The sequence below is a fragment of the Acerihabitans arboris genome (genome assembly GCF_010131535.1).
Lineage (GTDB): Bacteria > Pseudomonadota > Gammaproteobacteria > Enterobacterales > Enterobacteriaceae > Acerihabitans > Acerihabitans arboris.
On the sequence record NZ_WUBS01000002.1, the window covers coordinates 219,295 to 242,068 of the forward strand.

Below are 22,774 nucleotides of genomic sequence, written 5' to 3' on the forward strand. Positions count from 1 at the left end.
ATAACCCAAGGTGAAGTAATGAAAAAAATAGCATTGGTGTTTGTTTTACTGGCCGTCAGCTCCAGCGTCTTTTCCGCGCCGGCTGAGCTCAGGCTGGGTATCGATCCAACCTTCCCTCCCTTTGAATCTAAAGACGCCCAGGGCAATCTGGTCGGCTTTGATGTCGACCTGGGCAAGTCCATCTGTGAAAAAATAAACAGAAAGTGCGTGTTCGTGGAAAACACCTTCGACGGCTTAATCCCCGCGCTGAAAGCCAAAAAATTCGACGCCATCCTTTCATCATTGTCTATCAATGAAGAACGGAAAAAATCGATCGATTTTTCTTCCGCGTTATTCACCACGCCGGTGTATTTAATAACCCATAGGCAGTCGGGGCTATCAGCCAGCGCCGACACGTTAAAAGGCAAGCGGGTCGGTGTGCAGCAAGGTTCGGTATTTGAAACCTATGCCAATAAATACTGGCGCGATAACGGCGTTAACGTGGTCCCCTACGCGTCGTCCGATCAGGTGTACGCCGATTTGGCCCTGGGCAGGCTGGACGCCACCCTGGATGACGCCGCCTCGGCAACCGTGGCGTTCCTGGATAAACTCCAGGGCGCGGGCTTTGAGTTAAACGGCAGGGAAGTGTTCGATAAAGACCTGTTTGGCAAAGGCACGGGGCTGGGACTGCGTAAAGGCGACGATAAGCTGAGGGAGAGCATCGACCAGGCGATTGCGGAAATTAAAACCGACGGCACCTTCAGCCGGCTTAATAAGCAGTATTTTACGTTTGATGTCAGCCCGCGCAGCTGAGCGCGGTTGGGTACATACGGCATCGCCCGCTATTGACACTCTACTTGGGCAATGTCGCAAAAACGACGCCAGGCATGCGCGCCTGGGTTAAATTCAAGGCGCGCAGTAGAGCTCTGAGAAATAGCTCCCCAATTTCGCTTTCACCCATGCTTCAGGGACTAAAAATACCATGAGACAAACATAATTCATTATTTCATGCATATGTATAATATACATAGTAAGATTTATTCTGGTATTATCAGGCTATGATGCGTCACCACATTGTTTCCGGAAAAATAAATTGATAGTGTTGTTTTTTTAATTTTTTCATAATCTCGGCTATCTACTCCGTTGATTGAAAAATGGAACAGACTCATATTATCTGTATAGTACTCATAATATAAATCATTATCTCCTGTATAACCAATATTATAAGGTACGCCATATCTTTGCTGTATATCTTTGAGTGTAGTCACTCCGTTGCTGATTTTGGAGTCCAGTTGATCCTTGGTAGTATTGAAAAGAAAATCGCTTTTACCTCGGTCTTTGTAGCGGATTAAATGATGCTTCATGACAATATTATTCTTATAAAGAAGTATCAATTTTGTATGGGTTATAAAAGTACCGAACGGCGTTGCGTAATCTCTATCATAAGACACGAATTCAACATTTTTTTGCGATGGCATGCCAAATGACGATCCTCGCCGGTATAGTTTAACCACTTCATCTTTGGTTGTTTTTCCATCAGTGATATTTTGGTTAATCGTGCTCTCACTATCGGTTGCAATCGGCGGAGCCTTGAATAAAGCACAACCAGAAAAGATAAAAGGAATCATGACTAAAAGCAGTTTTTTCATTTTTCGCATCATTGCCATTCCGTTTGGTTATATTTTTATTATGTCCTCCACGACATAGCATGCAAGGAAGAACATTAAGCCAAACAGGTTATCGGCAATAATAAGGAAATATTTAGTTTTTTTGCTGAGGAAGAAATAGTGTTAACGTTTTGCATAACTAAATTTAACCTTTAGCAAGCCCATTATTTATCAATAAACTATATATATCCTGATTTTCTTTTTCATAGCAGACCAAATTTACAGTTTCGATAGTATCATTCTCACCTAAGCTATCAATAATGGTGGCTAATGAAATCTCAGCGGCCAATTGCTTGGGAAAATGATAAATTCCGGTGCTGATATTAGGAAAGGACACCGACGTGATCTGATACTCACTGATAAGTTTAAAACAACTGAGGTAGGCGCTTTTTAATAATTCTGCTTCCTGATGTTTGCCGCCGCGCCAATGAGGACCGACGGCGTGGATCACGTACTTAGCCGGCAGATTACCCGCGCCGGTGATAACGGCGCAGCCGGTATTGCAATTGCCTTGCCGGTTTCTGATCTCCCGGCATTCGTCCAGAATCAAGGACCCGCCGGCGCGGTGTATGGCGCCATCCACCCCGCCGCCACCGAACAGGGACGAATTGGCGGCGTTGACAATGGCCTCGGCGGGGATTTTTGTGATATCGCCTTGTATCACGTTGATTTTGTTTATCATGGTTCTGGATCCTTAATTTCACAAACCACTCTTAGCGGTAGTCTAAAATTTTGTTTAAGATCGTTCATAGCCGGATCGTGGGTACTGTGCTTATTGAGACAATGCATCTGGAGCCGGGGAGTGGCCATGTCGCCCGCAAGACGAAGTCGTGATGTAAACATACCAATGTTAAAACCATGCACTTTTTCAGGGAATATCGCGCTGCAGTTGCTGGATAACATCGCGTTCCGCCGGGCTGACGGGCGCCGGTTGATCAATTTATAATAACCACGTCTGGGCGATGCACGGCTGTATTGATTGCCAAAGCAAAGACATCCGGCCATAAGGGATGCCGTCCCACCGCGTATTGTATACAGTGAGCACATGTATTAAGGAGGAGGAGAACAAGGCCGGCGGCACAAATATGTCCGCGCGCAGGCGGCATCGGCCGGACATCCCCGCGGCGTTCCCCTTACCCGCCGGTATGGGCGGGCAGCGCCGGCATGGCGCCCGCGCGGGTGCATATGTACGCCGCCACCTGATTGGCCGCGCGGTTAATGTCCGCCAGCGGCTCGTTGCGCAGCGCCATGACGCAGGCGACGGCGGTAAAAGCGTCGCCGGCGCCGACCGTGTCCACCGGCGTCACTTTCAGGCCGGGGTGCCGGTGGCTGTCGTTGCCGCGAAACAGCCGGCTGCCCCTTTCGCCGCGGGTATAGATCATCATGTCCAGATGCTCATGGCGCCGCAGATGCTGGTAAAAATCCTGCGGATCGCGCGGCAGTCCAAACATGGCGGCAATCAGCGGCAGTTCCTCGTCATTAAGCTTGAGGATGTCGGCGTGACGCAGGCAAAAACCGAGGGTGGGCGGCTGGTAATGCCCGGCGCGCAGGTTGATATCCACCAGGATTTTCGCCTGTGGCGGCAGCAGTCCCACCAGTTGGCGCAGCAGCCGCTGGTTGGGGCCGTAGCGCTGCACCAGGCTGCCGAAATAGAGCGCATCCGCCGCGCGGACATGGCTGAACAGCGTCACGTCCGGTTGAATATCGTCCCACGCCACCGGGCCGAGGATATCGTATTGCGGGGCACCACGCTTATCCAGCGTCACCTCCACCGTGCCGGTGGGATAACGCGCGCTGCGCTGGATATAGTGCGGCACGCCGCGGGATGCCAGTTCCCTCACCAGCGCGTCCCCCGCCTTGTCCCGGCCCACGGCGGACATCAGCCGGGCGTCGGCGCCGGCCTGTGTGGCATGATAAACAAAGTTTGCCGCGGCGCCGCCGATTTCGCGGCCGGCGGGTAAACAGTCCCACAGCAGTTCTCCAAGGGCGATTATTTTCATGATTTGTTCCGTTCCAGTGACGATGCCATGCCGTTTTTTCACCCTTAGCATAGACGGTGGCGCGGGCCGGTTAGGCGATATAACTCGCAAACTGACAACTTCACGCCAACATTTCGGCAACCTAAGGCCGTCTTATTAGCACGGCTTGCCGTGTCGCCCTGGAGAACGATTTTCAGCGCGGCAACGCGGACAATTGCCGCCGGCAGCCGTACGAACTGCCGACGGCGGTATGCAGTACGCTAAAACGCGGACCGCGCTCCGATTGCCCGGCGGATAAACAGCGCCGGCAGGCAGCCCGGCATAACCACGGTGGGTTTAACCACGAGCGGGTAGTATAACCGTGAACGACGGCGTTTTGACGGGAATATCCGGCGTTTCAACGCCGGATATGATGCTCAGGCAATCACGATATCGCTTTGCGGATAACAGCTGCAGGCCAGGACGTACCCTTCGGTTATCTCCTGGGCGCTCAGCGTCATGGCGCTGGTGGTGCGGTATTGCCCCTGCGCGATGCGGGTTTTGCAGCAGCCGCACACCCCGGCGCGGCAGGCGGCGTTTACCGCGATGCCGCGCGCTTCCAGCGCCGCCAGCAGCGTCAGGCCCGCCGGGGCGTCGATGGTTTGCAGGGGCCGGGGATGGGTAATTTTCAACCGGCCGGACGTCGCGTGCGCCAAAGGCGTGTGAAAATGCTCCTGCAGGAATTCGCCGGCGCCAAGCGCCCGTGCGTCCGCCTCCAGCCCGGCCATCCACGGGGCCGGGCCGCAGGCCATTACCGTGCGTTCGGCGATATCCGGCGCCAGGGCGCGCAGCGCGTCAATCTCCAGCCGTCCCGGCCGGATGTCGCCCGTGGCGCCCTGCTCGGCAAACAGGGTCAGCCGCAGCCATTTCCCTAACGCCGTCCAGGCGGTCGCGGCAATAATATCCCGCGGCGAACGCACGCAGTAGATGACCTGTACATCCACCTGTGGACGGTTGGCCGCCAGCCAGCGGCACATGGAAACCACCGGGGTAATGCCGCAGCCCGCCGCCAGGAACAGGTAACGATCGCCGACGTGGCGCATACAGCTAAAATCACCCTGGGCCGCCGACAGCCATAGATAATCGCCGGGTTTTACCTGTTGTGTCAGCCAGCGGGATCCCAGCCCGTCTTCCAGTCGCCGCACGGTCAGGGTGATAAAACGGCTGCCGCCGGGCGAGGAAGAGAGCGTGTAGGCGCGCACCGCCTCGCTGTTATTAACGCTGACCAGGGCGAACTGCCCCGGCTGGTACGGATAAACATCATGGTTGATCAGCGCCAGCGTCCAGACATCCGGCGTTTCCTGGATGATATGGTGTACCTGCATCCGGTACGGACAAAGCGATGAGGGCATCGTCATGGGGATATCTCCTTATGCCCGTCTCAGGCGGCAAGAATGGTATGCAGATCCTGCGCCACGGTGGTAATTGAACGCATGCCGAACTGCTGGTTAAGGACCGCCATCAGGTTCTCCGTCAGGAAACCGGGCGCCGTCGGGCCGGTATAGATATTTTTTACCCCCAGCGACAGCAAGGTCAGCAGGATGACAATCGCCTTTTGCTCAAACCATGACAACACCAGGCTCAGCGGCAGATCGTTAACGCCGCAGCCCAGTTTTTCCGCCAGTTTCACCGCCAGCGTAATCGCCGCGTAGGCATCGTTGCACTGGCCGACGTCCAGCAGGCGCGGCAGGCCCTCAAGGGTGCCGAAATCCAGTTTGTTAAAGCGATACTTGCCGCAGGCCAGCGTCATGATCAGGCAATCATCGGGAACGTCGCGCGCAAAGTCGGTGTAATAACTGCGCTCATCGCGGCTGCCGTCGCACCCGCCCACCAGGAACACATGGCGCAGTTTTTTGCGCGCCACCAGATCGATAACGGTATCGGCCGCATCCAGCAGGGTCTGGCGGCCGAAGCCAACGGTAATCAGGTGTTCAATTTCATCATAGGGGAAACCGGCCATCTCCCGGGCCTGGGCGATCACCGGGGCAAAGTCCTCCCCGTCCAGATGTTTGACGCCCGGCCAGCCGACAATGCTGCGCGTCCAGATACGGTCGTTATACTGGCCGACGGTCGGATCGATAATGCAGTTGGAGGTCATCACCACCGGTCCCGGGAAGCGGGCAAACTCCGTCTGCTGGTTTTGCCAGCCGCTGCCGTAGTTGCCGGCCAGATGGGCGAATTTTTTCAGTTCGGGGTAGCCGTGGGCGGGCAACATTTCCCCATGGGTGTAGATATTAATGCCCATGCCTTCGGTTTGCTCCAGCAGCGAACCCAGGTCCTTCAGGTCATGGCCGGATATCAGGATAGCCTTGCCCGCCACCGGGCGCACGTTAACGCTGGTGGGCACCGGATTGCCATAGGTCGACGTCTCGCCGCGATCGAGGATCGCCATCACGGCAAAATTCATTTTGCCGATATTCATCGCCTGCGCCAGCAGCTCGCCCATCTCTGACGGCTGCGTGCCCAGCCACGCCATGATCTCGTGATACCGGCGATAAATATCTTCATCATACTGCCCCAGCACATGGGCATGCTCCATATAGGCCGCCGCCCCTTTCAGCCCGTACAGGCATAACATGCGCAGGCCGTGGATATCCTCGCCCACCGCGGTTTTATCGCTATCCAGCGCAAAACGCCGCGCCTCCTGTTGCAAATCGGCTAACAAGGGAGAGGCAAAATGCAGCGCCGCCAGCGGGTGATCCACCGCCGCCGTCGGGTCGGCCCGCAGGCAGCGGGTTTGAAGCTCGTCACGCAACTCCAGGGTTTCATGGACGTAGGCCACGATGCGTGGCGAATCAAAATTCACATTGGTCAGGGTGGAGAAAAAGGCGCGCGGCGCGAAGCTGTCGATACGATGGTCGCTAATCCCAAGCGTACGGGCTTTTACCGCCCAGGCCGACAGTCCCTGCAATACCGCCACCAGCAGATCCTGCAGATCCGAGGTTTCCGCCGTTTTGCCGCACATGCCCTGGCTGTAGGAGCAGCCGTTACCGGAGGGCGTACGGATGGTTTGTTCACATTGCACACAAAACATAATTGCTTCCTTATAATATTCATTTTAAATGCATGTTTAAGGGTAAACGCGGTCGGCAGGGATTGACAGGGCTTTTGGCGATATTCGCCGCTTGTTTGATTTAGCGCAATTTCCGGGATATCAGGAGGGTGGGAATAGCGTGCGAAAATGATGTAACTTATTATTTAATAATGGAATAACTACCGGCAGCAGAACTTCAGCCCTCGATTTCGATAAAGGTAAACAGTTGTTCGATTTGATCGCGCCGGCCTAATAAATCCGCCAGGGTGTAACCGTCCAGCACGGCAAAAAAGGCATTGGTCGCCTTGGCCAGCACGCCCGGCAGGCCGCAGGCCGGCGCGATAACACAATTGGCGCAGTCGATAAGCGTGTCGCCTTTTTCGGTGTGGCGGATCAGGGCGCCAATATTGATGTCCCGCGGCGCGCGGCCTAATTTGATGCCGCCGTTGCGCCCGCGCAGGGTATCGATATAGCCCAGCCGCGCCAAATCCTGCACCACTTTCATCAGGTTATTATGCGAAATATCATATTGGCGCGAGATTTCCGCAATCGACGAAAGCCGATCTTGATGGGCGCCGAGATAAATAATCACCCTGACGGCATAGTCGGTATAACGCGTGAGCTTCATAAAGGTACCTGCTGTGTATTGTGTAAAAGGGTATCACAATATCCTGCCGGCTATCGCCTTCTTTTACCGCCAGCCGCCGTTACCGACCGGGAACATGGGCGCCACAACCGTCGATCTCATGTTAAAGTTAAATTATGCGAAACATGGGTAAAAAAGGAGCTTATATGGCCGAATTTCCCCGCAAAAGCGATTTACCGGTCAGCCTGGCGCGCCGTTATCTTGAACCCGGCCCCATCGTCCTGATCTCATCGGCCTGGCAAGGTAAAGCCAATATCATGACCCTGGGCTGGCATGTGATGCTGGAGTTTTCGCCCTCGCTCGTCGGCTGCATGATTTCCGGCGGCAATCACAGTTTTGAGATGATTCGCCAAAGCGGCGAGTGCGTGATCAACCTGCCCACCACGCTACTGACCGATACCCTGGTGGGCATCGGCAATACCAGCGGGGCGGAGGTGGATAAATTCAGCCGCTTCGGCCTGACGGCGGCGCCCGCGCGCCGGGTAAAGGCGCCGCTGATCCGCGAGTGCCACGCGCATTTTGAATGCCGCCTGTATGATGACGCCATGGTGGACCGGTATAATTTCTTTATTTTCGAGATCGTCAAAGCCCAGGCGGCCGCTACGCCGAAGCACCCGGAAACCCTGCATTACACCGGTGACGGCGTGTTTATGGTGGCCGGCAAGATCGTCAGCCGGCGCGGCCTGTTCCGCCCGGAAATGCTATACCCATAATCGCCGCCGGCATGCCATGGACCCAAAAAAGCCCGGTTTCCCGGGCGTGATGTTGTGTGCCGGCCGCTAAATTACAGACCGGTTTGCCGCCAGGCCTGGTAGAGCAGCGAGTCATCCTCCGGCAGCGCGGACAGCGGGATCAGCTCTCCCTGGGCCACATCCGCCGTCAGGGTCTTGTTGGCCAGCAGGTAGAACGGAGCAACCCCTTTGGCATCGGCCCGGGCCAGCAGGCGGGCGCTGACATGCTCGATGGAGTGGTGGTGGCCGCCCATGGCGAGCGTCTCGCCTTTTTTCAGCGGACGATCGGCGTAACCCGCCATCACCGCATGCACCTGCTGGTCTACGGCGCCGGACGCCCTGCGGTGCAGCACGGCGGAAAACAGGCTGTGCGGCGACTCCAGCCCCATAATATGGTATGGCAGGTAGATACAGGCGTACTTGAGGTTTTTGCTGACCACATGGCCTTTATCGGCCAGCATGCGCCAGGTTTCCTGGTCCTGGCAGCGCACGACGATAAACACCCCGCCGCCAAAGCTGACCTCGTCATCCCGTCGCAGGCAGTTGAACACGTCCACCACGCCGGTCCGGGTCAAAATGCCGCCGTCTTCCTCGGGGATAAAGATGTCGGCCAGTTCGCCGATATGGCACAGGGGGTAATTCAGCGCCGGCGTGGCGGGCGCGAACCCGGTGGAGTTGGCTACCACGTTCATCTCGCAATAATCCGGGGTGGCGCTTTGCGGCAGCATCGACAACGCCTCGGCCCGCCGGCGCAGCGTGCCTTTGATGTCCTTGTCATCCAGCGCCCACAGGTCCGCCAAGGCGGGCGCGTCCACCTGGGTGCTGGTGTAATCCAGCCTGCCGGTGGCCGGGTGGAAGATATAATCGTATTCGCTGGACTTGCCGGCGGCGATAATCTCAAAACCCAGTACCTTGGCCCAGGTGACCAGGCCAATCAGGTTGCTGGGCTGATCGCCGTCCACCGTGGTATAGACCGCGTGGTGCTTAAGCGCCAGCTGGTTGAGCCAGGGGCCGGCGACCGAATCGGTTTCCTTGCTGACCATGCCGACGTGGACACCGCGTGTTAACGCGTTCACGGCGATGCTGACGCTGATATCCGGTTTGCCGGTCGATTCGACCACCATATCCAGGTCCAGGGCGTCCAGCAGCGCGAAGTCGCTGATAATGGCGGTTTCCCCGGCGGCCTGTGCCGCCGCTGCTTCGGCCGGGGTACCGCACAGCCGGTTCTTATCATGGCGGTAGCGCAGATCGGCGAGCAGATCCTGCGTGCCCCGGGTATTGATATCGCACAGCGCCACGATCTCGATGGCCGGAATGTTACGGCACTGGACCAGCAGCGAGCGGCCGAAACCGCCGCAGGCGCCGGTAATGGCCACCCGGATGCGGCGACCCTTCAGTTCGTCAAACAACAGTTCGTAGTTCATTACTCTTACCTCGGATTAAATGTAGGGTGACTCAGCCGACAACCAGGTTAAGCAGCAGGACAAAAACCAGCCCCAGCGCCGACTGGAATGAAACCAGCAGCGTCCAGCTTTTCAGGGTCTCGCCCACGGTGAGATGAAAATATTCTTTAAACAGCCAGAAGCCGGAATCGTTAACATGCGACAGCATCAGGCCGCCGGTGCTGGTGGCCAGGACCAGCAGTTCCAGGTTGACGCCGCTGTTGGCGGCCAGCGGGGCGATAATCCCGGCGGTGGTGACCACCGCAACCGTCGCGGAGCCGATGGCGATGCGGATCAACGCCGCCACCAGCCAGGCCAGGATCAGCGGCGAAATATTCCAGTGCACCGCCCAATCGGCGATCAGGGTGCTGACATGGGTGGCCAGCAGCATCTCTTTCAGGCCGCCGCCGGCGCCCAGGATCAGGATAATCACCGCGCAGGGGCCAAGGCATTTGCCAAGTATCTTCTGCAGTTGCGCCATGGTGAACCCGCTGCGTATGCCCAGGGCGTAGATAGCGAACAGCACGGCGATCAACAGCGAAACGATCGGATCGCCGATGGCGTTAACCGCTTCATACAGCGGGTTTTCCTTGCTGATAAAACCAATGCATAACGAGCGCGTCATCATCAACAGCGGCGGCAGTAAAATGGTCAGCATCGCCAGCCAGAACGACGGGCTGCGGGTGGTTTTGCCGGCCGGCTGTTCTTCCTGCGCATCGCCGGCGCCAAAGCTCTGGCGTCCCAGTTCCGGAAAATATTTCATGGCGAAATGGGTGAACACCGGACCGGACAATATCGCCATCGGCACGGCGATAAGCAGGCCGAAAAACATCGCCATGCCCGCATCGGCATGATAGGTGGTCATGGCCAGGGTCGGCGCCGGATGCGGCAGCAGCAGGCCGTGCGCCACATACAGGCCGGCGGCCATGGGAATGCCGATGCGCAGCAGTTGGCTATGGGTGCGGCGGGCAATGGCGTAGACCAGCGGCACCAGCATCACAAAACTAACGTCGAAAAGGTGGGGCAAACCGATGATCAACGCCGCGACGCAGATGGTGGCCGGTATGGCGCGCACCGGCCCCAGGCGGATAAAGGTATTGGCGATTTTGTCCGCCCCGCCCGATTCCAGCAACAATCCGCCCAGCATGGTGCCCAATCCGACCACCAGCCCGGTGGATCCCAATACGCCGCCGAAGCCTTTTTCAAAGCTTTTAATCGTGGCCGTCGGGCTGAGGCCCGCCGCCAGTCCCAAAAACCCGGCGGTGATAATCAGGGCCAAAAAAGGATGAAATTTAAAATAGGTAATGAGTACAATTAACAAGGCAATGGCGCTGATTAAAGCAAAAAATTGCGAAATATCGAATTGCATATCCCCTCCGGACAGATAGAGTACAGATCATTATTATTTTTAACCGCCCAAGCGTAATTGAGGCGGTGTGTTAGACATTATCGGCGTAAAACTGTCTCAGATTTTCCCATAGGCTTCCCGGCATATTATTGACTAATGGCTTTATGTAACCGGATCGGCAATAGCCGTAATCGGTTTTCAATTTCATCGGACAGCCGATCGTCATAAATAATATCGGTCAGCTGCGCCAGGGGACAAATATGGAACATGCCATACTTGCCGTATTTACTGCTGTCGGTCACCAGGATATTGCGCCGGGCGGAGGCCAGCACCGCCTGCTTGACCTGCGCCTTGCCTTCGTCGGGCGTGGACAGGCCGTGCTCGATATCCCATGAGCTGGTGCTGATAAACGCAATGTCGATATTCAGGCCGCGAATAAACTGCGCGGCGCTATTGCCGACACAGGAACGATTGCGCATATCCACCTGGCCGCCGGTATGAAATAAATTAACGTGCGGCATTTTCATTAAAAAATCACTAATTGTGAAATCATTAGTAATAATTGTTATCTTTTTTAATTTCGCCGCGATACAGCGGGCAATTTCATAGGTGGTGGTGCCCGCATCCAGGTATATTACCTGCCCCGACTCGACCAACATTTCCGCCACCGCGCCAATATGCCGTTTGCTGCGATGATGCAATAACGCTTTTTCAACATAGGGCAATTCCTGTTTCACCGCCTCGTTGAGTTTTACCCCACCGCTTATCACCGTGACCTTGCCCTCGTTCTCCATAAACTGCACATCGCGGCGGATGGTCATATGGGACACGTCCAGCAGTTTGGCCAGGTCGCCGATGGTCACCCGGGCATATTGATGCAGGTGGCTGTAGATGAAATTGCGTCGTTCATCGGGCAACATAAGCACATCCCGCATCAGGTTTTTTTAAAGGTCCGTTCCAGTTCTGCAACTTGTTCACCCGTTAATGTCACCATGCCATGGGGTAGCAGTGTAATATACAGACGCGCCGTATCCTCAAGTTCTTCCGCATTAAACACCGCCTCCAGCAGGCCGCCGCCGCCGATCACCGGCCCGTGGTTGGCCAGCAGCATGGCATTGTGCGTCGTGGCCAGGGCGCCAATCGCCTCGGCAAGTCCGGGATGACCGGGGCGGAAATACGGCACCAGCGGCAGCTTGCCGACGCGCATGACGTAATAGGGCGTTATCGGCGGCAGGCAGTTTTCGGCGTTCAGGCCGGGCATGCAGGATAGCGCGGTCAGCGCGGGCGAATGCAAATGCACCACCCCGCCGATATCGGGCCGTTGCCGGTAAAAATTCAGGTGCATTACCGACTCCTTGGAGGGCCTGGCGCCCGCGATATGCTCTCCCGCGGCGTTGAGCTTGCTGAGCGTCGCCGGGTCCAGGGTACCGAAGCTGGAGTTGGTGGGCGTCACCAGGAAACCGCCGTCGGGCAGGCGACAGCTGATATTTCCGGCCCCGCCGCTGCTATAGCCACGCATAAACATGGAATGGGCCAACGTCGCCATCTGTTCGCGTAATTCGGCTTCCGTCATTGATAAAGCTCCTGTGCCTGGTTAAAAAAATCTTTATCACCAAAATTGCCGGACTTCAGCGCCAGCCAGAGGGGCCGCCCGATATCCCTGACCCAGGGCACGCCGGGGGCGATGGTTTGCCCGATGGCAAAGCCGCCCACGCCGAGCCGCTGCGTGATAAGGCTGGACGTCTCGCCGCCGGCAATAATAAATTTACTGAAACCCTGCCCGAAAAGGGACAGCGCGATATCGGCAAACAACCCTTCTATGGCGGCGCCGGTGGCGGCTGCGCCATAGCGGGCCTGCACCGCCCTGACCACGTCGACGGCCTGGGTGGCGAACAGCATCGGCGCCGGCCGATGGGGTTGCTCCACTACCCACTGCGCCAGTTCCCGCGCATACAGCGCGCCGTTCTCCAGGCAGCGGGTGACGTCAATCGCCCGGGCGGGCGCCTGCCGGCGATACTGCTCGACCTGCATATTGGTCATGCGCGAGCAGCTACCCGACAGCACCACGGCGCGTCCCGTGGACGGCGGCACGGCCGGCGTCGCCGACCTTTCGGCATCGCGGGGCGCGAGCGCCGCCAACGCGCCGGCCAGGCCGGAACCGCCGGTCAACAGCACATCGTCCGGCAGGCTTTGCGCCAGGAGCGTTAAATCGGCATCGTCAAGCGCGTCGGCCACGGCATAGCGTATCCCCTGCCGCCTTAGCGCCTCCAGGTGCTCACGCACGGCCCCGGCGCCCCGGCGCAGCGTCGCAAGCGGGATAAGCCCGGTGTTGCCCGCGGCCTGGGCGTCCATCACCCTTAACAGGTTGGCGTCGGTCATCGGCGTGAGGGGATGGTTTTGCATGCCGGATTCGTTCAGCAGTTGGCCGTTGACGAACAGATAGCCGTTGACCAGGGTGCGGCCGTTGACCGGTAATGCCGGGCACAGGATGGCAAGCGCAGACCCGGTCTCGGCCAGCAGGCGGTCGGTCACCGGACCGATGTTGCCTTGCGGCGTCGAATCAAAGGTCGAGCAATATTTGAAATAGATCCTATGGCAGTCCCGATCCCGCAGCCACCGGCACGCCGCCAGCGACTGGCTTATGGCTTCCGGCGCCGGACAGGAGCGGGTCTTCAGGGAAATCACCACCGCGTCGACGCCGTCCAGCGGCAGCGGCTGCCGGGGAATACCGTTAAGCTGGACCACGCGCCAGCCCGCCCTGGCGATAAAACTCGCAATGTCGGTGGCGCCGGTAAAATCATCAGCAATAACGCCTAACGATAACGTCATTTCCTGTCATCCGGGTTGTTGTGAACATGTGTGAAATTTTGTACGCATTGGCTTCACATTGAGATGATGGATATCACAAAACCAATACAGGTTTTTATGGAGTAAATACACTTAATTTTATGATAAATAAACATTTTATAAAATATCATACCTTCACAACTTCTTGTGAACAGGTTAACAGGGCCGCACGCTCAGGATTTAACGCGCGCACCGGACGCAAAACCCGGCATGATTAACCGGCGCGGCGCAGGGTCAATGGTCAGGGGTCGGTTAAGTATAGCCGCCGATGCCAAAAAGCCCGCCCCGTTTCCCGGGCGGGCTTGATGTCATCGCAGCGGCGGTCTTGGCGGCCCGCCTGTTGTCACCTGGGGTTTATGCGCGGTTTTCCTGGAGGCGATAAGCCGGCGCATCGGCCAGGCGCGCGACGCGCGCGACCACGACCAGATGATGATTTTGGATTATCAGTTCCACCAGCTGCCGGCGCGTATCGCGGGCAACGCCATGCCGATGGATATCCTGAGCGTGCCGCATGCCAAGGCGCAACGTTTCTGGGCCAGCTCCTGTCGAAGGAGGGCCATATGCGGCAGATCATCGCCGAACACCAGGCGATTATCGCCGCCCTGGCCGGGCAGGATGGCGGCGGCGCCGCGACGCAGGCGCATATCCTCTCGTTCCGCAATGCCCTGCTGCGGGGATAACCCGCCCGGGCGGCCCCTGCCGGTTTATTCAAATGCGGCGAAGGCGTCCCTGATTTCCTGTTCCGGCAGCGATACGCCGATAAACACCAGCACGCTGGCGCGCGGCTCGCCGTCGCGCCAGTCCCGGTCCCAATCGGCGTTGTACAGGCGCTGCACGCCCTGGAACAGCAGGCGTCTGGAGTCGCCGTCTATCGCCAGGATGCCTTTATAGCGCAATAAATTATCGGCATAGGTCGCCAGCAGGCGTTCCATCACGTCCGATACGGTCTGGAGCTCCAGCGGCTTGGCCAGGTTCACCACGATGGAGCGGATGGTATTTTGCGGCTCGATAAGCGGCCGGAAACGCGGCCGGGCCACGGTGAGCCGGTCGTTGAGGATAAAACCCTCGACGTTGAACAGCAGGCTGATATCAACCTCGCCGTTGACCACCCGGTACACCGGCGCGCGGGCGTTGATATGCTGCAGGCGCTCCACCAGCGCCCCGCTCTCGCCGGCGATATCGGTTTTGGTAAGCAGGATGCGATCGGCAAACCCCACCTGGGCCTGGGCCAGGGCGAATTCATTGAGCTGCCCGTCGGCGTGCACCGCGTCCACCAGGGTAATCACGCCGTCAAGCAGGAAGCGTTCGCTGATGGCGGGATGGGAAAAAAAGGTTTGGATCACCGGCCCCGGGTCGGCCATGCCGGTGCATTCAATCACCAGACGGGTGAAATCCAGGTCGCCGCGATCGATTCCCTCAAGCAAATCCAACAGGGCATCCGCCAGTTCGTTGGCGCTGCTGCAGCAAATGCAGCCGTTGCTGAGGGTGGTAATACGGGTGGCCCGGTCGCCCAGCAGGCTGTTGTCGATGGGCACTTCGCCGAATTCGTTTTCTATCACGGCTATCTTTTCACCGTGTTCGGCTTGCAGGATATGGCGCAGCAGGGTGGTTTTCCCCGCGCCGAAAAAGCCGGTCAAAATCGTCGCCGGCAGGGGCTTATCCATGCTGATGTCCTCTGGTTCTAGCAGCAGCGAAAACCGCCTTTGCCGCTGCCGCCGTACCTGGCTTCCTGACGATCGCGGAAAAACGCTTCATAGTCCATCACCGGCAGATCGGGATGATTGGTCTTCATATGCTGAACATAATAGTCATAGTCCGGAATACCGACCAACATCCGGGCAGCCTGGCCCAAATACTTACCTGCCTGACCCAAATTTCCAAACATGCGGTGTCTCCGGAAAACGCCCGCATAACCGATCAGGTTATGCGGGACGGTGAATGTGAGGCCGTATTAATGGCTGGTCGAGGTGATGATCCCCCCTTCCGGCACGGCGACATAAGGTGTTTCCTTATCCGTGCGCCCGGCGTTGTTACGGGCGTTCAGCGCGGTTTTAATACCATAGAAGATTATGCTGTAGACGACAATCAGGAACAGGACGCTTAACCCGGCATTGGTGTAGTTATTGACAACAATGTGATGCATGTTGCTAATTTGTTGTTCGGTCAGATCGGCGCCCTGCTCGGCGATGCGGCGCTTATACAGGCTGGCCTGGTACAGGAAGCCTTCGAGCTGCGGATTCTGGCTGAACAATTTCAGGCCCAGCGCCCAGGTGGTGCAGATCAGCAGCCAGACCGCCGGCACCACGGTCACCCAGATATATTTGGTGCGTTTCATTTTAATCAGCACTACCGTGCCCAGCACCAGCGCGACGGCGGCCAGCATCTGGTTGGAGATGCCGAACAGCGGCCACAGGCTTTTCACCCCGCCCAGCGGGTCGACCACGCCCTGGTAAAGCAGATAGCCCCACAGGCCGACGCAGCCCGCGGTGCCCACCATGCCGGCCACCAGCGAATCGGTTTTTTTCAGGAACGGCACGAAGTTGCCCAGCAGGTCCTGCAGCATAAAGCGGCCGGAGCGGGTGCCGGCGTCCAGCGCCGTCAGGATAAACAGGGCCTCGAACAGGATGCCGAAATGATACCAGAAGCCCATGTCGGCGCCGGGGATAATCTTATGGAATACGTGGGCGATGCCCACCGCCAGGGTCGGCGCGCCGCCGGCGCGGTTGAGCACCGAAGGCTCGCCGATATCCCTGGCGGTCTGCATGATCTGATCGGGGGAGATCACAAAACCCCAGGAGCTGACGGTGGCGGCCGCATGGGCGGAGACATCGCGCAGCGAGGCCAGGATCATCGGCGCATCCCCGGTGCCGAGGCGGTGCAGATCGGGCATGGTGATGCCGAGCGCCGCCGGCGGGGTGTTCATGGCGAAATACAGTCCCGGCTCGATAATCGACGCGGCCACCAGGGCCATGATGGCGACAAAGGATTCCATTAACATCGCGCCGTAACCGATAAACCGGGTATCATTTTCACTGGCCAGCAGTTTAGGCGTGGTGCCGGAGGCGATCAGGGCGTGGAAACCGGATACGGCGCCGCAGGCGATGGTAATAAACAGGAAGGGGAACAGCGCGCCTTTCCATACCGGGCCGGTGCCGTCGACAAATTGGGTCATCGCCGGCATTTTCAGGTCGGGGTTGATAATGACGATACCCACCGCCAGGCCGATAATCACGCCGATTTTCAGGAACGTGGCCAGATAGTCGCGCGGGGCCAGGATCAGCCATACCGGCAACAGCGCCGAGACAAAGGCGTAGCCAATCAGGGTGTAGGTGATGGTGGTGTCTTTAAAGGTCAGCGCCGGTCCCCAGTAGGGGTCGTGGGCAATCACGCCGCCGAACCAGATGGCCAGCAGCAGCAACACCACGCCGATAACCGACACCTCGCCCACCTTGCCCGGACGCAGAAAGCGCATATAGATGCCCATGAACAGGGCGATGGGCACGGTCGAGCAGACGGTAAACACGCCCCACGGGCTTTCGGCCAGCGCCTTGACCACGATCAGGGCCAGCACCGCCAGGATGATAATCATAATCAGGAAACAGCCGAACAGGGCGATGGTGCCGGGGACGGGACCCATTTCCTCCTTGATCATCTCCCCCAGCGACACCCCGTTGCGGCGCGAGGACATAAACAGCACCATAAAGTCCTGCACCGCGCCGGCGATGACCACCCCGGCCAGCAGCCACAGGGTGCCCGGCAGGTAGCCTACCTGAGCGGCCAGTACCGGGCCGACCAGCGGGCCGGCCCCGGCAATGGCGGCAAAATGGTGGCCGAACAGCACATTCCTGTTGGTCGGCACGTAGTTAAGGCCGTCGTTATTCACCACCGCCGGCGTTGAACGGGAGGGATCCAGTCCCATGACCCGGGTGGCGATATACAGGCTGTAGTAACGGTAGGCGACCAGGTAAACGGCCACGGACGAGACGACAATCCACAGGGCGCTGACATGCTCGCCCCGGCGCAATGCCACGACGCCAAGGCAGCATGCGCCGATAATGCCGATGATAAGCCAGGGGATATGCTTGAGGATCTTATTTTTCATCTTGATGCGGTCTTCTGTTGTAGGGTACATGTGCGCGTACTCTAGGCCAGAACCGATGAAAAAAGAGGCAAATTATTATTAAGCGGTCAAATAGGCGGACGAACGGTCAAATACGTGGGCGAACGGTTGGGGTCTTTACGCCCGGCGCGGCGGTTAGGCCCCGCGCCGCTCTGTTGTCACCCCGCGCGCCTCAGGGCGGCGGAGCCCAGCGTGTGGTCAAGCAGGCCGACGGCATGCCCGATCGAAGGCGCCGATATCGAAAACAGCAGACGATACACCACCGGCGCCACTACCAGGTCGATCAGGGTGTCGCTGTCCACCACCGGTTCGCCGCGCGCCCGGGCGCGGTCGCGGATGACATCAAGCTGCCGGCGGATAAACTCCGCGCATTTCCCGGCGTTGCCCGGCGCGGGACAGGCGAGGATATCGCGCACGATGGCCCGGCCCGGCTCTGAGGCCAGTTCATCGATATATTGTTCCAGCCACGCGCGCAGGTCCTCGCGATACGACCCCGTATCGCGCGGCTCGCCATCCGGACGCACCCGCTCCAGCGCGACGTCGGACAATAACTGCGCCAGATCGCCCCAGCGCCGGTAGATGGTGGACGGCGTAACGCCCGCGCAGGCCGCGACTGCCGGCACCGTGAGCTCGCCTTGCCCTTCCTGTTGCTGCAACTGACGCACCGCCTGGTGCACCGCCGCCTGTATGCGGGCGCTGCGACCGCCCGGCCGGACACCGTTTTTTTCAACCATTACCCTTCCCTCCTTTTTTTGCGGATGTCCACCGCCGGCGCGACCGAGTCGTCTGTCGGCCTGGTACCGGCGCTGCTCATCGACACTGTGCATCGACACTGCGCGTCAACACTCTTGACCAGCGCGTTTCATCCGCACTAAAGCAAATTATTTGCGTTAGCGCCCAGCATCCGCTAGGATGCTTAAAGCAAAATATTTGCGTTTATTATACGAGCATCGCCATGTCCAAATCAAATATTCCCGCGCCGGCACGCCATTCCAAGAGCGGCTTGCGGCCCCATTTGGCCGCGGCGGTACATACCGCCACGCTGATGACCTTTTTCGCCGCGTCCAGCGCCCCTACCCCGCTCTACCGGCTGTATCAGGCCTCGTGGTCGTTCTCGCCCATGCTGCTGACCACTATTTTCAGCGCCTATGCCCTGGCGTTGCTGACATCACTGCTAAGCGCCGGCGCCCTGTCCGATTATATCGGCCGGCGCCCGGTCATCAGCCTGGCGCTGCTGCTGGAGCTGCTGGCGATGGGGGTGTTCCTCGGCGCCACCGGCCCCGTATGGCTTATCGCCGCGCGGGCGCTGCAGGGGTTGGCCACCGGCTTGGCGGCGGCGGCCATAGGCGCGGCGCTGCTGGACCTGCATCATGAACGCGGCGCGTTAGCCAACAGCATAACGCCGATGGTCGGCATGGCGCTGGGCGCGCTGGGCGCCAGCGCGCTGCTGCGGTTCGCGCCCGCGCCGCTGCATCTGGTGTATGTCCTGCTGCTGCTGGCCTTTTTGCTTGCAACGGGGCTGACCTGGTGTACGCCTGAAACCGCCGCGGGGCGTCCGGGCGCGTGGGCCTCGCTGCGCCCGAGCGTCGTTGTTCCCCCGCAGGCGCGGGCCGCCCTGCTGGCGGTGACGCCGGTCAACGTCGCCATCTGGATGTTGGGTGGATTTTATCTGTCGTTAATGCCGTCGCTGATTGCCAAGGTGACCCACTCCTCCTCCGTCTGGCTGGGCGGCCTGGCGGTAGCGGCGCTGACGCTCAGCGGGGCCGCGGCGATTATGGTGGCGCGGGGCCGCCCCCCGTTCACCGCGCTGCTGGCGGGCGCCGTTATGCTGGCGCTGGGTATGCTGGCGATCCTGCTGGGGGTCGATAGCGGATTGGCGCCGGTGCTGCTGGCCGGCTCGGTGATTGCCGGGGTGGGTTTCGGCGCGGGTTTCCTGGGCGCGCTGCGCACGGTTATGGCGCTGGCGGCGCCCGCGGAGCGGGCCGGCCTGATGGCCGCTTTTTATATTGAATGTTATCTCGCCAACAGCCTGCCGGCCATCGCCGCCGGCTACCTGGTCCGGCGCGCCGGCCTGCTGGCGACGGCCGCGAGTTACGGCGTGGTGATCATCGCATTGGCGTTGCTGGCGATAGCCCTGGCGCTGGCCAACCGGCGCCGGGACCGCCTGAGGGCGCTCACGTCATGCGCCCCACGCGGCCAGACGGCGCGCTGAGGTCGGCCAATCGGCAACGGGACCGGCTAAGCGCGCCACATCGCGCGCTTGCCTGCCGGGTTATCGTTTCCCGCGGCGGGATGCCGGCCGGATTGCGCCAGGAGATTACTTTTTCGCGCCGAGATAACGGTACACCACCGAGATATCCTGTTCGCCGAGGCCCGCGTCCACCGCGTCGCGCCACAGGCCGGCGATGGCGCGCAGGCCGGGCATGGGACGATCCCCGGCGGCGGCCAGGGCCAGGTTGGCGTCCTTCAGCGCCAGCGTCAGCTGCATTTGCGGCGTATAGTCGTCGGCCTTGATCATCGCCAGCTTGTTTTTCACGTACGGCGCCGCCAGCGGGCCGCCTTCCAGCACGCCCCAGAAATCATCCGGCGAAAAGCCCAGTTCCCGCGCCAGATCGACGCTTTCCGCCATCCCCTGCACCATCGAGATAAGCCAGGCGTTGACCACCAGCTTCATCCGCGATCCGGCCCCGACGTCGCCCAGCCATTGGGTGCCCTTGGCGATGGCGCCGAATACCGGCTCGACGGCCGCCGCCCGGGCGCGGTCGCCGCCGGCCAGCACGGTTATCAACGCGTTTTCGGCCGGGGCCTTGGTGCCGGACACCGGGGCGTCGATAAACACCACGTCGGGACGCGCGGCGCTGATGGCGCGATACAGTTTATCGGTGGATTCGACGCCGATGGTGCCCATCTGCGCAATAATCGCCCCCGGCTTCAGGCCGGCGAGGATGCCGCCGGCACCGGTTATCACCGCTTCGGTGGCCGCCGCGTCGGGCAGCATGACGATAACCACATCGGCCCCGCCGGCCGCTTCCCGCGGCGCATCGCACAACGTCATGCCCGCCGCCGCCAGATCCTCGCCGCGCCGGCGGGTGCGGTTCCAGCCGCGGACGTTAAAGTTTTTCTTAACCAGGTTTGCCGCAAAAGCGTGGCCCATGGCCCCCAGGCCAAGCACGGCGACAACGGGAAGACTGTTCATGATAAAAATCCTTATGGCTTGCAACGTAAAAAAGGACGAACGCGTTGATGACGCAGCGGCACCCTTACGCCGGTACGGTGCCGATGCCTGATAAATTTACCCTACCTTATAAGCTATGACCCGCCGGCGTCCAGCAATGCCCGGAGACCCGGCGCCAGCCCCAGATGTGGTTTCGCCGGGGGTGGCGCAAAGCTCCCCCGCAGCGCGGCGCCCGCCCGGAGACAGAATAAGGCCTCGGCCTGGCAAACGCCGCTGGACACCCCGTCCACCACCGGCACCTTAAGCTGCCCCTTCAGGCCGCGCGCAAGCCCCGCCAGCGGCGCGCCGGCGAGGATAAGCACATCCGCGCCGTCGCGCTCCACCGCCAGGCGGCTTAGCGCCAGCAGCCGGGCGGCATGATCCTGCTGCACCGTGCCCGGGTCCCCTAAAGGATGGTCCAGGTAACGGATGGCCGCCAGCCGGCCGAGCAATCCGCAGCGGTCGACGCATTCCCGATACCAGGCGGTAATGCGCCGGGAAATCGCGATAATGGCGATACGTTGTCCCAGTTGGGCGGCGGTCATCAGCGCCGCTTCCGTCATGCCGACCACCGGCACGTCCAGGACCTCTTTCAGCGCCGCCAGGCCGGGATCGCCAAATGCCGCAATCAGCAGGGCGTCATAATGGCCAAGGCGTTCGCCGGCCAGCGTCGCCACGGCGTGCGCTCCCAGCAAGGCCTCGAACCGGGTTTCGATATAGGCCACGCCGCTGCGGGCGGTGGCCATTTCGATACGGGTGTCGGGGGCGGACACGCGGCGGGCTTCCGCTTCGATGAGATCGGTAACGCCGCGCGAGATATTGGGGTTGATAATCAGCAGTTTCATTCAGGCTCCGTTTGGGGCGGGCAAGATATCGGGCCGGCGTTCACGGCGGTCCCTCAGCCAAAGATGGCGTCCAGATCGACGTCGGTATTTTCCGGCAGCGACAGGTCAAGGGTCGCCTCGATATGATCGAGATGACCGAGCATGATGGCGCTGGCCGCGTCAATCTCGCCCCGCTCCATGGCCATGATGATATCGGTATGCTCATGGTTCGGACAGGCCGGGACGTTGGGGGAATCATAGAGCAGGATGATCAGGCAGGTAATCGAGGCCAGCTCCCGCATCAGCTTAATCAGCGGCGGGCTGGCCACCATTTCGGCTATCAGCAAATGAAATTCGCCCGACAGGCGGATCACCGCGCGTTTATCGCCGCTCTCGCGGGCTGCCCGCTCCCTGGCGACATGGGCATGCAGGCGCTTGAGGTCTTTTTTGTCCCCCCGCGCGGCCAGGCTGCGGATCAGCGCCGGCTCCAGAATACGCCGCGCCTGGAACACATGCCGCGCCTCCTCCACCGACGGACTGGCGACAAAGGCGCCGCGATGGGGGATGGTGGCGACGATGCCTTCATAGGCCAGACGCGCCAGGACCTCGCGGATCCGCGTGCGGTTGACCTTGAATACGCCGGCGAGCTTTTCCTCCACCAGCCGGGTGCCGGGTATCAGCCGGTGCTCCATGACGGCGGTAAAGATGCGTTCGTAAATCGCATCCAGCTTATCCGCCGTGCCCAATATTTGTCCGGTGCTCCGTACCTTACGGGCGCCCGAAGGATCTTTTTCAATAAACACGTCAGGTTGTCCAGCAGGTTAAAAACGCTTTGGTAGCAGTATCCCTCAAAATTGTCACAAAACAAAGAGGGATTGTAAAAGAAGGCCGCAACGATCCATGA

At 59.5% G+C, this 22,774-nt stretch carries 21 protein-coding genes and 1 pseudogene; 4 read left to right on the forward strand and 18 right to left on the reverse strand.

Annotated elements, in window-relative coordinates; genetic code table 11:
- Positions 1-18 precede the first annotated feature (18 nt).
- Entirely contained in the window at positions 19-792 is a 774-nt protein-coding gene (locus GRH90_RS03230; RefSeq protein ID WP_162364458.1) for a transporter substrate-binding domain-containing protein, read from the forward strand.
- A 224-nt stretch (positions 793-1,016) separates the two neighbouring features.
- Here GRH90_RS03230 and GRH90_RS03235 read toward each other — a convergent pair whose 3' ends face one another.
- From GRH90_RS03235 to GRH90_RS03260, 6 genes are all read right to left on the reverse strand, one after another.
- The gene (locus GRH90_RS03235; protein ID WP_162364459.1) at positions 1,017-1,628 is read right to left on the reverse strand and encodes a hypothetical protein; all 612 of its coding nucleotides are present in this window, start codon (positions 1,626-1,628) and stop codon (positions 1,017-1,019) included.
- Positions 1,629-1,791: 163 nt separating this feature from the next.
- The gene (locus GRH90_RS03240) at positions 1,792-2,328 is read right to left on the reverse strand and encodes a macro domain-containing protein (protein ID WP_178112991.1); all 537 of its coding nucleotides are present in this window, start codon (positions 2,326-2,328) and stop codon (positions 1,792-1,794) included.
- A 451-nt stretch (positions 2,329-2,779) separates the two neighbouring features.
- Positions 2,780-3,646, reverse strand: a complete 867-nt coding sequence (locus GRH90_RS03245; protein ID WP_162364460.1) for a carbohydrate kinase family protein — start codon at positions 3,644-3,646, stop codon at positions 2,780-2,782.
- Between the two features lie 395 nt (positions 3,647-4,041).
- Positions 4,042-5,022: an NADH oxidoreductase gene (gene hcr, locus GRH90_RS03250; RefSeq protein WP_162364461.1), complete on the reverse strand. Its 981-nt coding sequence runs from the start codon at positions 5,020-5,022 to the stop codon at positions 4,042-4,044.
- A 23-nt stretch (positions 5,023-5,045) separates the two neighbouring features.
- On the reverse strand, positions 5,046-6,698 hold the full coding sequence (gene hcp / locus GRH90_RS03255) for a hydroxylamine reductase (RefSeq protein WP_162364462.1): 1,653 nt from the start codon (positions 6,696-6,698) through the stop codon (positions 5,046-5,048).
- 196 nt (positions 6,699-6,894) lie between these two features.
- Entirely contained in the window at positions 6,895-7,326 is a 432-nt protein-coding gene (locus GRH90_RS03260; protein ID WP_162364463.1) for an Rrf2 family transcriptional regulator, read from the reverse strand.
- 164 nt (positions 7,327-7,490) lie between these two features.
- Between GRH90_RS03260 and GRH90_RS03265 the strand changes: the two genes are divergently transcribed.
- The gene (locus GRH90_RS03265) at positions 7,491-8,057 is read left to right on the forward strand and encodes a flavin reductase family protein (protein WP_162364464.1); all 567 of its coding nucleotides are present in this window, start codon (positions 7,491-7,493) and stop codon (positions 8,055-8,057) included.
- A gap of 71 nt (positions 8,058-8,128) precedes the next feature.
- Here the strand turns inward: GRH90_RS03265 and GRH90_RS03270 are convergent, their stop codons facing one another.
- The 5 genes from GRH90_RS03270 to otnK all read right to left on the reverse strand — a co-directional run bounded on the left by GRH90_RS03270 (position 8,129) and on the right by otnK (position 13,694).
- Complete coding sequence (locus GRH90_RS03270; RefSeq protein WP_162364465.1) at positions 8,129-9,499, reverse strand: homoserine dehydrogenase; 1,371 nt, start codon at positions 9,497-9,499, stop codon at positions 8,129-8,131.
- A 31-nt stretch (positions 9,500-9,530) separates the two neighbouring features.
- A complete protein-coding gene (locus tag GRH90_RS03275; protein ID WP_162364466.1) occupies positions 9,531-10,886 on the reverse strand; it encodes a GntT/GntP/DsdX family permease in 1,356 nt (451 codons plus the stop codon).
- A gap of 125 nt (positions 10,887-11,011) precedes the next feature.
- Positions 11,012-11,785, reverse strand: a complete 774-nt coding sequence (locus GRH90_RS03280; RefSeq protein ID WP_162364467.1) for a DeoR/GlpR family DNA-binding transcription regulator — start codon at positions 11,783-11,785, stop codon at positions 11,012-11,014.
- A gap of 14 nt (positions 11,786-11,799) precedes the next feature.
- On the reverse strand, positions 11,800-12,438 hold the full coding sequence (otnC, locus tag GRH90_RS03285) for a 3-oxo-tetronate 4-phosphate decarboxylase (RefSeq protein WP_162364468.1): 639 nt from the start codon (positions 12,436-12,438) through the stop codon (positions 11,800-11,802).
- Entirely contained in the window at positions 12,435-13,694 is a 1,260-nt protein-coding gene (gene otnK / locus GRH90_RS03290) for a 3-oxo-tetronate kinase (protein WP_162364469.1), read from the reverse strand. Before otnK ends, otnC begins: the two co-directional genes overlap by 4 nt.
- Before the next feature lie 429 nt (positions 13,695-14,123).
- On the opposite strand from otnK, the pseudogene GRH90_RS26150 reads away from it, so the two are divergent.
- Positions 14,124-14,392, forward strand: a pseudogene (locus GRH90_RS26150) (FCD domain-containing protein); the annotation flags it as partial.
- A 24-nt stretch (positions 14,393-14,416) separates the two neighbouring features.
- On the opposite strand, the gene yjiA reads toward GRH90_RS26150, so the two are convergent.
- The 4 genes from yjiA to GRH90_RS03315 all read right to left on the reverse strand — a co-directional run bounded on the left by yjiA (position 14,417) and on the right by GRH90_RS03315 (position 18,566).
- A complete protein-coding gene (yjiA, locus tag GRH90_RS03300) occupies positions 14,417-15,376 on the reverse strand; it encodes a GTPase (RefSeq protein WP_162364471.1) in 960 nt (319 codons plus the stop codon).
- A 17-nt stretch (positions 15,377-15,393) separates the two neighbouring features.
- Positions 15,394-15,597, reverse strand: coding sequence for a YbdD/YjiX family protein (locus GRH90_RS03305; RefSeq protein WP_162364472.1), 204 nt, complete (start codon positions 15,595-15,597; stop codon positions 15,394-15,396).
- A gap of 66 nt (positions 15,598-15,663) precedes the next feature.
- Positions 15,664-17,814 (reverse strand): carbon starvation CstA family protein, encoded by a 2,151-nt coding sequence (locus tag GRH90_RS03310; protein WP_162364473.1) that lies wholly within the window; start codon positions 17,812-17,814, stop codon positions 15,664-15,666.
- A gap of 176 nt (positions 17,815-17,990) precedes the next feature.
- Positions 17,991-18,566 carry a TetR-like C-terminal domain-containing protein gene (locus GRH90_RS03315; protein ID WP_162364474.1) on the reverse strand — a complete coding sequence of 192 codons (576 nt, stop codon included), beginning with the start codon at positions 18,564-18,566 and terminating at the stop codon, positions 17,991-17,993.
- A 221-nt stretch (positions 18,567-18,787) separates the two neighbouring features.
- On the opposite strand from GRH90_RS03315, the gene GRH90_RS03320 reads away from it, so the two are divergent.
- Positions 18,788-20,044, forward strand: a complete 1,257-nt coding sequence (locus tag GRH90_RS03320; protein ID WP_162364475.1) for an MFS transporter — start codon at positions 18,788-18,790, stop codon at positions 20,042-20,044.
- A gap of 105 nt (positions 20,045-20,149) precedes the next feature.
- Here the strand turns inward: GRH90_RS03320 and GRH90_RS03325 are convergent, their stop codons facing one another.
- The 3 genes from GRH90_RS03325 to GRH90_RS03335 form a co-directional block, all read right to left on the reverse strand.
- Positions 20,150-21,028 carry an NAD(P)-dependent oxidoreductase gene (locus GRH90_RS03325; RefSeq protein ID WP_162364476.1) on the reverse strand — a complete coding sequence of 293 codons (879 nt, stop codon included), beginning with the start codon at positions 21,026-21,028 and terminating at the stop codon, positions 20,150-20,152.
- A gap of 113 nt (positions 21,029-21,141) precedes the next feature.
- Positions 21,142-21,891, reverse strand: a complete 750-nt coding sequence (locus GRH90_RS03330) for an aspartate/glutamate racemase family protein (RefSeq protein ID WP_162364477.1) — start codon at positions 21,889-21,891, stop codon at positions 21,142-21,144.
- A gap of 53 nt (positions 21,892-21,944) precedes the next feature.
- The gene (locus GRH90_RS03335; RefSeq protein ID WP_162364478.1) at positions 21,945-22,673 is read right to left on the reverse strand and encodes a GntR family transcriptional regulator; all 729 of its coding nucleotides are present in this window, start codon (positions 22,671-22,673) and stop codon (positions 21,945-21,947) included.
- Positions 22,674-22,774: the final 101 nt, after the last annotated feature.